This window comes from Phenylobacterium sp., assembly GCF_036402295.1.
Taxonomy (GTDB): Bacteria; Pseudomonadota; Alphaproteobacteria; order Caulobacterales; family Caulobacteraceae; genus Phenylobacterium.
On record NZ_DASWTE010000203.1, the window covers coordinates 1 to 11,447 of the forward strand.

Genomic DNA, 11,447 nt, shown 5'->3' on the forward strand with positions numbered 1-11,447 from the left:
CCATCCCGATCTTGCCGATCGGGCGTCCTCGGAGACTGATCGGGCCCTTGAGCTCCGGACTCGTGACCGGCAACGCAAGCTGATCTCCAAGATCGACGAAGCGTTGCGCCGGATCGAGGACGGCTCGTACGGCTACTGCGAAGAGACCGGCGAGCCCATCGGCCTGGCCCGGCTCGACGCCCGGCCGATCGCCACGCTCAGCCTGGAAGCCCAGGAACGCCACGAGCGTCGTGAGCGGGTCCACCGCGACGACTGACCCGCCCCTGGCGGTATCTAAGCGGCGGGTGGAGCGCCGGGTCTGCCGGACCTGGCCTGCAGGCGCGCGAGGGCTCGGGGGTAGTCCACGGTCTCCCACATTGCGACGACCACCAGCACCGCCGTGACCGCCGACGACAGGGCGAGCGGCGTGAGGTGCGGCCACGCCAGCGCCACGGCCGCCAGCAGCACCAGCCCGCCGGCCCGCGGCGCGGAAAGGTGCTGGAAGATCGCCGCCTTGAACCACACCCCTCCCGCCAGGAAGAGCGCGGGGCCGCCGAGGATGAGCCATGCGGCCGCCGCCTCGGCGTGCCCGAGCGGATGAGCGAGCGCCAGCTCGTCGCCGGCCGCCGTCACGATGATCCCGGCCACGATCGGGATGTGGGCGTAGGTGTAGGCGACGCGGGCGATGCGGCCCGGATCGTCGGACCCGGCGATGGCGTGGGCGGCAAGGTCCGCGTGGGCGTTGAAGTAGATCCACCACATGGCGATCGCGCCGACCAGCGCGGCCAGGAAGGCCCCGACCGTTGTCGGGTCCATTGCGTGCTGGCTGAAGGTCGCCCCGGTCACCAGCACCGACTCGCCGAGGCAGATGATGATGAAGAGGCCGCAGCGCTCCGCCATGTGCCCGCCCTCGACCGTCCATTCATGCGTGTCCGAGCGGCCGAGACCGGGAATCCAGAATCCGGCGGCCGGGCCCACGAACTCGATACCGAGCGCCGCGCCCCAGATCGCCAGCCGGAGGGACTCGTCGGCGAACGCGCCCGCAAGCCACAGGACGCCCGAGGCCGAGAACCACGCGAGGATGCCCACGAAGACGCGGCGCAGCGAGGGATCGCGGCCCGACGCCCAGATCATGAAGGCCGTGCGCCCGACCTGGAACGCCACGTAGGCGAGAGCGAACGGCACGGCCCGCGCGTTGAAGGCGTGGGGCAGGGAGGTGGACATCACCAGCCCCACGGCCATCAGCACGAACAGCATCGCGCGTACATTGGCGTGATCGGGGTCGAGCCAGTTGGTGATCCAGGCGGTGAACACCCACGCCCACCACACCGCCAGCATCAGAAGCACGGTTTCGGCGGCGCCCAGCGGCGTCAGGTGCGCCAGGAGCGAGTGGCTGAGCTGGGTGACGGCGAAGACGAACACCAGGTCGAAGAAGAGCTCGACGGTGGTCACGCGGGCGTGCTGGCCCTGCACCCGTGCGCGCAACATCCGCCGCTTCTCCGACACGCTTTCCAAGTGAGACCGTAGCGTCGGACGGCGCGGTCCGCCAACCTCGTGACGCCTTCGAGTCGGAGCGGCTTTGCCGTCCGCGCGCCGTCGGCCTATATATGCTCAAAATGAGCATTACTCCGGACGGGAGCCGTCGGTGACGCAGGCGTTCCACTCGATCCATTCGCACGGCTTCGTCCGGGCGGCGGTATGCACCCCGGCCGTGCTGCCCGGCGATCCCGGCTTCAACGCCGCCGAGACGTTGCGCCTGGCGCACGACGGCGACGTCGAGAGCTGCGACCTGATGCTGTTCCCGGAGCTGGGGCTGTCGGCCTATGCCATCGACGACCTGTTCCTGCAGGACGCGCTCTTGCGGCGCGTGGAGGCCGAGATCGTGGGGCTGGCCCGGGCCAGCGCGCGGCTGAAGCCGGTGCTGGTGGTGGGCGCGCCGCTCGCCCACAACGGCCGGCTCTACAACTGCGCGATCGCCATCTCGCGGGGCCGGATCCTGGGCGTCGTCCCGAAGAGTTTCCTGCCCAACTATCGGGAATATTACGAGAAACGCTGGTTCGCGCCGGGTGCCGGCGTCACCGGCCTGACCATGCGCCTGGCCGGCCAGGAAGTCCCGTTCGGCACTGACCTGGTGTTCGAGGCCGAGGACCTGGCCGACTTCGTGTTCCACCTGGAGGTCTGCGAGGACTTCTGGGCCCCGCTGCCGCCGTCGACGGCCGGCGCCATGGCCGGGGCGCTGATCCTCTGCAACCTCTCGGCCTCGAACGTCGTGGTGGGCAAGGCCGACGACCGCGAGATCCTGTGCGCCAGCCAGTCGATGCGCTGCCAGGCGGCCTATCTCTACTCGGCCGCAGGGCCGGGCGAGAGCACCACCGACCTCGCCTGGGACGGCCAGGCCTCGATCCACGAGCTGGGGCGCCGGCTCGCCCAGACCGACCGCTTCCCGGCCCAGTCCGAGATGGCGGTGGCCGACATCGACGTGGAGCGCCTGCGGCTGGAACGCATGCGCACGCCCACCTTCAACGACGGAGCGGCCGCCGCCGGCCACCCGGAGAAGGCCTTCCGGCGCATCCGCTTCGCCCACCAGCCGCACTTCGACGACGTGGGCCTGGTCCGGCCGCTGGACCGCTTCCCGTTCGTGCCCGACGATCCGGCCCGCCTCGACAAGGACTGCTACGAGGCGTTCAACATCCAGGTCCAGGGGCTGGCCAAGCGCATCCAGTCGACCAAGTCCAAGCACATCGTCATCGGCGTCTCGGGCGGCCTCGACTCCACCCACGCCCTGATCGTCGCCGCCAAGGCCTTCGACGCCGTGGGGCTGCCGCGCGAGAACATCCTGGGCTTCACCCTGCCGGGCTTCGCCACCAGCGAGGGGACGAAGAACAACGCCTGGGCGCTGATGCGCGGCCTGGGGGTCACCGGCGAGGAAATCGACATCAAGCCGACCGCCCGGCTGATGCTGGAGGAGATCGGCCACCCCTTCGCGGGCGGCGAGCCGGTCTACGACATCACCTTCGAGAACGTGCAGGCGGGCCTGCGCACCGACTACCTGTTCCGGCTGGCCAACCAGCGGGCGGGCTTCGTGCTGGGCACCGGCGATCTGTCCGAGCTGGCGCTGGGCTGGTGCACGTATGGCGTGGGCGACCAGATGAGCCACTACAACGTCAACGGCTCGCTCGCGAAGACGCTGATCCAGCACATGATCCGTTGGGTGGTGAAGACGAAGCAGTTCGACGAGGGGGCGTGCGCCACCCTGCTCTCGATCCTGGGCACCGAGATCTCGCCCGAGCTGGTGCCGGCCGGCGCCGACGGCGCCATCCAGTCGACCCAGGCGAAGGTCGGGCCCTACGAGCTGCAGGACTTCAACCTTTTCCACATCACCCGCTTCGGCCTGCGCCCCTCGAAGGTGGCCTTCCTGGCCTGGCACGCCTGGCGCGACGTGGCGGACGGCCAGTGGCCCGAGAACTTCCCGGACGAGGCGCGCAACGCCTACGACCTGGCGACCATCAAGAAGTGGCTGGGCGTCTTCCTCTTCCGCTTCTTCGAGATCAGCCAGTTCAAGCGCTCGGCCATGCCGAACGGCCCGAAAGTCATCTCGGGCGGCGCGCTCTCACCGCGCGGCGACTGGCGGGCGCCCAGCGACGGCACGGCGCGGACCTGGCTGGACGAGCTGGAGGCGAACGTGCCGTAGAGAGGGATGATGCGGCCGGGTTGTCTAAGGAATCGGCGTGTCCGTGACGGGTGCGGTGAACGGAACCTTGCTGGGCCTAATTGGTGAAATGAGCGAATCGGCCGAGCTGCCCTCAGCCCTGCATGCCCAGATCGAGGCGCTCTGCGCCGAAGGCGATCGTTTGGCTGAAGCGCGGATGTTTGAGGACGCTATCGCTCGATACAACGCGGCTTGGCGCCTCGTTCCTGAGCCAAAGACGAACTGGAACGCCTCTACGTGGGTCCTCGCAGCGATAGGCGACGCCTGTTTCCTTGGAGGCTTCCAAACTTCGGCAAGAGAGGCGTTCGAATACGCGATGCACTGTCCAGACGGCATCGGTAATCCGTTCCTTCACCTCCGACTGGGGCAGGTTCTCTTTGATGCGGGCGAGCAGGATCGCGCCGCCGATGAACTCGCTCGGGCCTACATGGGGGCAGGCAACGAAATTTTCGCGGATCAGGACTGCCGGTATCTGGAGTTTCTGCGGACCCGAATGGCGATTTGACGCATCCCGGTGAATGTCAGCAACGCGTCGCTTGTAGTCTTCGAGATCGACGCGGCGCGTGCCCTGACGTGGCGTTGGACCATGGGTCATCGCCGGATCTGCGCGCGCAGTCCGGGCTTGTCGGAATTCTGATGCTGTCGCCTTGGGATCATCGGGTCCCACGGCGCGGCTGGCCCTTCGTCGGCGCCGCCCTCTCCCGGCCTCTCCCACGGCGCTCCGCGCCTGGGAGAGGAGGCGGTCTATGCCTTCAGGACGTGTTGACCAGCCGGAGCGCGGCGCCACCGAGGAGGGCGGCGCGGCCGGCGAGGGCGGCGGCGGGGGCTCGAAGCGCCGGGATGGCGGCGAGCGCCGGAGTGCGGGAGACGATGGTGAGGTCGCGGCGGATGCGCGTGCGACACACGTCCGGATCGGCGTCCATCCGTTCGAGGTCGAGGGGCTCGGCGGCCGTGGCGAGCCGCTCGTTCCAGTCGGGACGTTCGTAGTCGCTCCAGTCGGGGCGCTCGACATCCGGGCGCTCGGCGGCGGGCGCGCGGGGCGAGGCCGCTTCGGCCGTGGTCGCGCGTTCGGTCACGACGGTTCCGGCGGCGAAGCGGGCGCGGAGCGCCAGCGATTGGCGGACCCCGCGGCTCATCTGGTGAAAGGCGTTCATCAGGGCGACGAGCGGCTCGACGTCGGTGGTGGCGCACGCGGCCTCGTGCACACGGCGGGCCATGTCCATGCCGAGCTGCGCGAGCTCGAGGAGGAGGGCGTCTTCCACCGTCGTGTCGGCGTCCTGCGACATGAACAAAACAAGAACACAGGTCGCGACAGCAGTCAAGCCTTGGGCGTGCGGGTAATGGGAAAGCCGTCGGATTCAGCCGCGGAGGACGCTGAGATTCGCGGAGGGGAGATCGACCCGTTGCTCTGCGTATCTCTGCGCGCTCTGCGGTTCATAATAGCGACGCTTGCGGCGCGCTCGGGTTCGGGGTGACCTGGGCACGATCCAGGTTTCCCCACCCGTCTGGCGCTGTGCGCCAGACACCCTCCCCATGAAGGGGAGCGCTTTCGTCAGCGCAGGCCGATCAGGCGGACCTCGGCGGGGGCGGGGAGGGCCTTGCGGGCGGCGAGCTTGCGGACGATCGCGCGGTAGGCCGGGACGATGTAGTCGACCCAATAGCCGAATGGAACGTCCTTATGGATCCGATGCAGTTCTTCCATGACCATCTCCCGTCAGGGGGTTATCCGTTGCCAGGGAAGATGGTCTTCAGAGCGCCGGTTCTCAAACCGGTTCTCCTGCTGTATTCATAAGCACGACTTATGTCTGATCCGCTCGCCACCATACCGCTCAGCGCCATCCGCGTGTTCGAGGCGGCCGCGCGCCTGGGCAGCTTCACGCGCGCCGCCGAAGAGCTGGGCATGACCCAGGCGGCGGTCAGCTGGCAGGTGAAGGCGCTGGAGCGGCGGCTGGATCAGACCCTGTTCCGTAGGCTGCCGCGCGAGGTGCAGCTCACCGCCGCCGGCGAGCGCCTGGCGCGGGCGGCGGCCGAGGCGATGACCGCGCTGCGCAGCGCGATCTCCGACATCTCCGACAGCGGCGCGGGCGTGCTGGCCATCACCGCGCTGCAGACCTTCGCCACCCAGTGGCTCGCGCCGCGCCTGGGGGCGTTCCAGGTGAGCCATCCCGAGATCGCCGTGCGGCTCAACAGCGACGCGCGGTTGATCGACCTGATGCGCGAGGAGGCCGACGTCGGCATCCGGTCCTCGCGCCATGGCTCGTGGCCCGGCCTGGAGTCGATCTATCTGTTCCCGTCCAACCAGACCGTGCTGGCGACGCCGGCCGCCATGGCCGCGCTCGGCCCGTCGCCCACGCCCGCCGACCTGCAGAAGGCCTCACGGGTCGGCTCCGAGGCCGAGTGGAACGCCTGGTTCTGCGCCGCCGGCCTGGCCGACAGCCCGCCGAACGGCTCCATCCGGATCATGGGCGACACCCAGGTGCTGGAAGTGGCGGCCGCCATGGCCAACGGCACAGCCGCGATCGGTTCGCCCGTCATGTTCGCGGCCGACATCGCCGCCGGCCGGCTGGTGCAGCCGTTCGAGATCTATATCGGCGACGAGGGCGGCTACTGGCTGGCCTATCCGGCGGACCGGCGGCGCACGCGCAAGATCGCGGCGTTCCGGGCCTGGCTCCTGGACCACGTCCAGGCCGACCCCGCGGCGCGCCGTCAGCTGGCGCGCCGCGGAGCTGAACCGGCCTAGAACCGGTAGCTCACCGTCGCCTTGAAGCTGTTGAACTCGAAGTCGTCATCGGTGCGCAGGAAGTCGGTGCCCTGCGGGTTGACGAGCAGGAACGGATTCGTGGCCGCGGTCGTGCCGTTGTTGGCGGCGCGCGTGCCGAAGTCGTCGTCGTCCAGGCTGGTGCGCAGGAATTCGGCGCCGATGCTGATGTTGTCGGTCAGCTTGTGCTCGAAGCCGACGCCCAGCTGATAGCCCTTGGCGTCGCCGCCACCGCGCAGCGGGAAGGCGTTGACCGTGTTCGTCGTGGTGAAGCTGTGCTTCATGTTGCCCACCGCATAGCCGCCGGTGGCGTAGATCAGGCTGTCGCCGAAGGCGTAGCCGCCGCGGGCGCGCACGGCCCACAGGTCGGTGAGCTTGCGGGTGAAGTTGTAGGCCGCCGGTGTGATGGAGAACGCGGTCACCGCGTCCTGCAGCTCGAGGCGGCTATATTCGACGACGCCGCCGACCACGAACTGGCCGAACTGGTAGTCGTAGCCGCCCCGCAGCGAGACCTCGACGTCCGTCTTGTCGTCGTTGCGGCAGCCGCCGGGCGCCGCGTTGGTGTTGAACGAGCCCGGGCAGAAGCCGGTCGAGAAGGCGTCGGCGCCGGCGGCGTTGCGCACGGTGTCGCCGAAGGTCCCGTCGAGGTTGGTGTCGAAGCCGATCGTCTCGCCCTTGCTCTCCGAGCGGTCGGCGTAGCCTACCGAGGCGCCGACATATGCGCCGGTCCAGTCGGTGGCTTGCGCGCTGGCGGAGGAGGCGAACGAGACGGCCGACAGCGCGGCCGCGGCGAGGAGAATGTTCTTCATGTAGAGCCCGTCCAGGTTGTATCCGGACCTGCGGAATAGCGGCCCGTCGACGCCTCTACGCTGGAGAGGGGCCTCCGGATGCGGCGGGCTGTCGCACTCCTCGCCTATGTGGCGAGTCCGCCACTACCCCCGACGGCCGACCGCGGCCTCGGACGGGTAGGGCTCGGCGCCCTGGGCCAGCAGGGCCGGGACGATCTCGTCGACCGTGGAGACGGCCACCCAGGCCTGCATGAACTCCGGCGGCGTCAGGTTCTCGTCGACCGTGTGCCGGAACAGCGTGAACAGCGGCTCCCAGAAGCCGCGCGGGTTGTAGAAGACCACCGGCTTGGCGTGCAGGTCGAGCCGTCGCCACGACAGCAGCTCGACGACTTCCTCCAGCGTGCCGATGCCGCCCGGCAGGATCACGAAGCTGTCCGATCGCTGGAACATGAGCATTTTCCGCTCATGCATGTTGTCGACGATGATGTGCTCGACCGTCTCCAGCGCCCGCTCGGCGCCGACCAGGAAGGTGGGGATGATGCCCAGCACCTCGCCGCCGGCCTCGTGCGCCGCGCGCGCCACCGCGCCCATCAGGCCCACGCCGCCGCCGCCGTAGACGAGCTTGATGCCGGCGTCGGCCAGCGCCTTGCCCGTCGCCCGCGCGGCGCTGAGGAACGCCGGATCTGCCGCGTCTGACGATCCGCAGAACACGCAGGCCGATTCCAGGCGCTGGCGGCGACGCCCCATGACGCATACTCCAAGGAAAACTGTGTGGGCCGCTTGCTTGCGCAGCGAACAGGCCCAAGTAGCTAGGTTCGGGGTTAAGGAGTGCCAAGTAAACCGTGAATCGCTGGAGCTCCTCGAAGGTCGCGCGCCGCCCGGCGCGCCTCGCCGGGACCTGACGCGTCTTGGTCCACGCCCATGTCGCAACCGGCCGGTTCAGCGGCCCTGGAGCCGTAGAGGCCAAGGACGCGAAGTTCGACTTCTGGGCCTCGATGGCCGACCTCGGGGCGCTGGTCATGCGCTCGGGCGCGCCACAGCTGCGACTGCGGATCGCCGCGGCGCTGGTGCTGGTGTTCGTGGGCAAGCTCTGCGGCGTGCTGGCGCCCGTCATGTTGGGCGACGCCATCAACACCCTGGCGCCGGCGGCCCAGGGCGGCCTGGCGGTGGGCGCGACGTTCGTCAGCCTTGCGGTGGCGTTCGCGGGGCTGCGGCTGGTCGCCGCCTGCGCGCCCTACGCCCGTGACGCCATCTTCACGCGGGTTTCGCAGTCCACCATGGCGCGGGCGGCGGTGGAGAGCTTCGGGCACGCGCTGTCGCTTTCGCTCGACTTCCACCAGACCAAGCAGACCGGGACGCTGTCGCGCATCATCGATCGCGGCGCGCGGTCCACCGACTTCCTCATCCGCAGCCTGATCTTCAACCTCGGCCCCACCTTCGTGGAGCTGGTGCTGGCCATGGCGGTGATGGTGATCCGGCTGGACTGGCGCTTCGCGCTCACCGCCTTCGCCACCCTGGTCGTCTACGCCGTGGTCACCTTCAAGATCACCGACTGGCGGCTGTCGCACCGTCGCGAGCTGAACGAGTCCGAGAATCGTGCGGCCGGGCTCTCGTCGGACGCGCTGATGAACTACGAGACGCTGAAGGCCTTCGGCGCCGAGGGGCGGCTGGTGGACAGCTACGGTCGGGCCATGGCCCAGTACGTCGACGCCAGCGCCCGGGCCAACGGCTCGCTCAACCTGCTCAACGGCGCCCAGTCGCTGATCCTGAACGTCGGCCTGGCCGCGCTGACCGTGATGGCCGGCTACGAGGTCGCCGGCGGCCGCCTGCAGCTGGGCGACATCACCATGGCGATCCTGCTGCTCTCCGGCCTCTACGCGCCGCTGGGAATGCTGGGCTTCCAGTACCGCGAGATCCGCCAGGGGCTGATCGACATGGAGCAGATGGTCTCGCTGCAGGCCATCGCCCCCGACATCATCGACGCCCCGACCGCCCGGCCGCTGCCGCCGGCCAGCGGGCAGGGGGCGGCGCTGGCCTTCGACCACGTGAGCTTCCGCCACGACGCCCGCTCGTCGGGCCTGCTGGACGTGAGCTTCACCGCCAAGCCCGGCCAGACCGTCGCCCTGGTCGGCCCCTCGGGCGCGGGCAAGACCACCGCCGTGCGGCTGGCCATGCGGCTCCTGGACCCGCAGGACGGCCGGGTGACCCTCGACGGCATCGACATGCGCGAGGCGCGCCAGGCCGAGCTGCGCCGCGCCGTGGCGCTGGTGCCGCAGGACGTGGCGCTGTTCAACGACACCCTTTACGCCAACGTCGCCTTCGCCCGGCCCGACGCCACGCCCGAGGAGGTGCGCGCCGCCGCCGACGCCGCCGAGCTCGGCCCCTTCATCGACGGCCTGCCGAACGGCATGCAGACCCGCGTCGGCGAGCGCGGCCTGAAGCTCTCGGGCGGCGAGCGTCAGCGGGTGGGCATCGCCCGCGCCCTGTTGGCCAACCCGCGCCTGCTGATCCTGGACGAGGCCACCAGCGCGCTCGACGGGCCCACCGAGGCGGCGATCCAGGAGACGCTGCGCAAGGTGAAGGCGGGCCGCACCACCCTGGTGATCGCCCATCGGCTGTCCACCATCGTCGACGCCGACCAGATCCTGGTCCTGCGCCGCGGCCGCATCGTGGAGCGCGGAACCCATGCGGTGTTGCTGGCCAACCAGGGCGAATACGCGGCGCTCTGGCGGCGGCAGACGCGGGAAGCCTAGGGCGAGGCCGCAGGCGGGACGAAGGCGAGGTCGTTGCGCATCCAGTGCTCGCCGATCCGGCCGCCACTTTCCGCCAGGCGCATCAGCTCGGTCCAGTTGAGGTCCAGCGCGTTCGACCCGATCGCCGCGGCCAGATGCGCCTGGGCGGATATTCGATGCAGGCGCAGCGCGCGCAGGCGGTGCGCCAGTCGCGATCGAGCCGCTCGATCGGCGCGGCACATCCGCTGCAGGTCCTCCAGGGTGTCCAGTTCGCGCTGAAGCGGCGCGCTGAGGGCGAAGTCCCTTAGCCGCTTCTCGATCAGCTTGGCCCGGGATTCGCCGTTCGACGGCAGGGGCGTCGTCAGCTCCACCACCAGGAGGTCGGGCGACCGCGTGGCGCGGACCAGCTCCATGATCGGCGGGTTGGCGCTGTAGCCGCCGTCCCAGTAGGCCGCCCCGTCGATTTCCACCGCCTGCTGCAGCTGCGGCAGGCAGGCCGAGGCGAGCACCGCCTCGAGGGTGATCTCCCCCGTGTGGAAGATGCGCGCGCGGCCATCGTCCACCCGCGTCGCGGAAATGAACAGCTGCACCGGGCTCTCGCGGCGCAGGCGGGCAAAGTCGATCTCCTGCTCCAGCACGTCCCGCAACGGGTTGAGGCCGAAGGGGTTGAGGCGGGTGGGCGACAGCGGGATCGGCAACAGGTCGAGGGCCGCCAGGGCCGCCGGCACGGCCAGCGTTCCGCTCAGCGGGAAGGCGTTGCTGACCTTCCGCCACACGCGGGAGAGCTTCTCCCGGGCGTGGTCGGCGTCGCCCTCGGTCAAGGCGTCCGCCAGGACCACCGCGTTGACCGCGCCAGCGCTGGCTCCGCTGATCCCCTCGAACCGGAGGCCGTCACGCAGGCAGGCGTCGAGCAGTCCCCAGGTGAAGGCGCCCAGGGCCCCACCGCCTTGCAGGGCAAGGCAAACGGATCGCGCGGGTTTCATGATGCACTGCAACATACAAGATTTCGCGTCGCACCATAACCCGCCCCGAGCCGTCGGGTTGCGGACCGGCCGAGATTTTCGAGCCGCGGCTCAGCCTGTTCCGATCGCCTTGCCCATGCGGACCAACGGCACCGCCGCGCCGCCGCGGGCGTCCTCGATCGCCTCGATGTCCTGATAGCCGCATCGGCTGTAGAGGGCGCGGCCGGAGAGGGTGGCCATCAGCTCCACGCGCCTGAACCCCTCGGCGCGGGCGGCGGCTTCGCAGAGGTCCAGGATCAGCCGGCCCACGCCGCGGCGGGCGAAGTCGGGGTGGGTGTACATCGCCCGCACCCGCGCAGCTTCGGTCGCCGGGTCCAGCAGGGCGGCGTCGCGCCCCGGGGTGTGGTCGCCGCCATAGAGCGTGGCGCGCCGGCTCCAGCCGCCGCAGCCGGCGATCTCGCCGCGCGACTCGACGACGTAATACGTCCCGTCGTCGATCAGCTGCGTGTCGATACCCAT

General features: G+C 69.8%; 12 protein-coding genes. 5 read left to right on the forward strand and 7 right to left on the reverse strand.

All coding sequences use genetic code 11. From position 1 onward, the window contains the following. Positions 1-256 (forward strand): TraR/DksA C4-type zinc finger protein (locus tag VGD44_RS12725; protein ID WP_331087540.1); only part of this gene is annotated, 256 nt, incomplete at its 5' end. A 17-nt stretch (positions 257-273) separates the two neighbouring features. Here the strand turns inward: VGD44_RS12725 and VGD44_RS12730 are convergent. Then, entirely contained in the window at positions 274-1,467 is a 1,194-nt protein-coding gene (locus tag VGD44_RS12730; RefSeq protein WP_331087542.1) for a low temperature requirement protein A, read from the reverse strand. A gap of 157 nt (positions 1,468-1,624) precedes the next feature. Between VGD44_RS12730 and VGD44_RS12735 the strand changes: the two genes are divergently transcribed. Further along, on the forward strand, positions 1,625-3,670 hold the full coding sequence (locus VGD44_RS12735) for an NAD(+) synthase (protein WP_331087544.1): 2,046 nt from the start codon (positions 1,625-1,627) through the stop codon (positions 3,668-3,670). Between the two features lie 37 nt (positions 3,671-3,707). Next, positions 3,708-4,193 carry a hypothetical protein gene (locus VGD44_RS12740; protein WP_331087547.1) on the forward strand — a complete coding sequence of 162 codons (486 nt, stop codon included), beginning with the start codon at positions 3,708-3,710 and terminating at the stop codon, positions 4,191-4,193. 247 nt (positions 4,194-4,440) lie between these two features. Here the strand turns inward: VGD44_RS12740 and VGD44_RS12745 are convergent, their stop codons facing one another. Together VGD44_RS12745 and VGD44_RS12750 are read right to left on the reverse strand one after the other, a co-directional pair. Then, the gene (locus VGD44_RS12745) at positions 4,441-4,974 is read right to left on the reverse strand and encodes a hypothetical protein (RefSeq protein ID WP_331087549.1); all 534 of its coding nucleotides are present in this window, start codon (positions 4,972-4,974) and stop codon (positions 4,441-4,443) included. A gap of 266 nt (positions 4,975-5,240) precedes the next feature. Continuing rightward, the gene (locus tag VGD44_RS12750; RefSeq protein WP_331087551.1) at positions 5,241-5,390 is read right to left on the reverse strand and encodes a hypothetical protein; all 150 of its coding nucleotides are present in this window, start codon (positions 5,388-5,390) and stop codon (positions 5,241-5,243) included. Between the two features lie 99 nt (positions 5,391-5,489). Between VGD44_RS12750 and VGD44_RS12755 the strand changes: the two genes are divergently transcribed. Then, entirely contained in the window at positions 5,490-6,428 is a 939-nt protein-coding gene (locus VGD44_RS12755; RefSeq protein WP_331087553.1) for a LysR substrate-binding domain-containing protein, read from the forward strand. On the opposite strand, the gene VGD44_RS12760 is transcribed toward VGD44_RS12755, so the two are convergent. After that, positions 6,425-7,255: an outer membrane protein gene (locus VGD44_RS12760; protein WP_331087555.1), complete on the reverse strand. Its 831-nt coding sequence runs from the start codon at positions 7,253-7,255 to the stop codon at positions 6,425-6,427. The two genes, VGD44_RS12755 and VGD44_RS12760, sit on opposite strands and share 4 nt — an antisense overlap. A gap of 123 nt (positions 7,256-7,378) precedes the next feature. Beyond that, positions 7,379-7,981, reverse strand: a complete 603-nt coding sequence (locus tag VGD44_RS12765) for a TIGR00730 family Rossman fold protein (protein ID WP_331087557.1) — start codon at positions 7,979-7,981, stop codon at positions 7,379-7,381. A 161-nt stretch (positions 7,982-8,142) separates the two neighbouring features. Here VGD44_RS12765 and VGD44_RS12770 point away from each other — a divergent pair, with 161 nt between their 5' ends. After that, the gene (locus tag VGD44_RS12770) at positions 8,143-9,987 is read left to right on the forward strand and encodes an ABCB family ABC transporter ATP-binding protein/permease (protein ID WP_414694649.1); all 1,845 of its coding nucleotides are present in this window, start codon (positions 8,143-8,145) and stop codon (positions 9,985-9,987) included. Here the strand turns inward: VGD44_RS12770 and VGD44_RS12775 are convergent. Both VGD44_RS12775 and VGD44_RS12780 read right to left on the reverse strand, forming a co-directional pair. Next, a complete protein-coding gene (locus tag VGD44_RS12775) occupies positions 9,984-10,949 on the reverse strand; it encodes a patatin-like phospholipase family protein (protein ID WP_331087559.1) in 966 nt (321 codons plus the stop codon). The two genes, VGD44_RS12770 and VGD44_RS12775, sit on opposite strands and share 4 nt — an antisense overlap. A gap of 90 nt (positions 10,950-11,039) precedes the next feature. Then, positions 11,040-11,447 (reverse strand): GNAT family N-acetyltransferase (locus VGD44_RS12780; protein ID WP_331087561.1); only part of this gene is annotated, 408 nt, incomplete at its 5' end.

Bases quoted from the DNA above. Each gene is read 5' to 3' on its own strand.
- VGD44_RS12730 (WP_331087542.1), bottom strand. From the start codon at position 1,467: ATGTTGCGCGCACGGGTGCAGGGCCAGCACGCCCGCGTGACCACCGTC.
- VGD44_RS12745 (WP_331087549.1), bottom strand. From the start codon at position 4,974: ATGTCGCAGGACGCCGACACGACGGTGGAAGACGCCCTCCTCCTCGAG.
- VGD44_RS12750 (WP_331087551.1), bottom strand. From the start codon at position 5,390: ATGGAAGAACTGCATCGGATCCATAAGGACGTTCCATTCGGCTATTGG.
- VGD44_RS12755 (WP_331087553.1), top strand. From the start codon at position 5,490: ATGTCTGATCCGCTCGCCACCATACCGCTCAGCGCCATCCGCGTGTTC.
- VGD44_RS12760 (WP_331087555.1), bottom strand. From the start codon at position 7,255: ATGAAGAACATTCTCCTCGCCGCGGCCGCGCTGTCGGCCGTCTCGTTC.
- VGD44_RS12765 (WP_331087557.1), bottom strand. From the start codon at position 7,981: ATGGGGCGTCGCCGCCAGCGCCTGGAATCGGCCTGCGTGTTCTGCGGA.
- VGD44_RS12775 (WP_331087559.1), bottom strand. From the start codon at position 10,949: ATGAAACCCGCGCGATCCGTTTGCCTTGCCCTGCAAGGCGGTGGGGCC.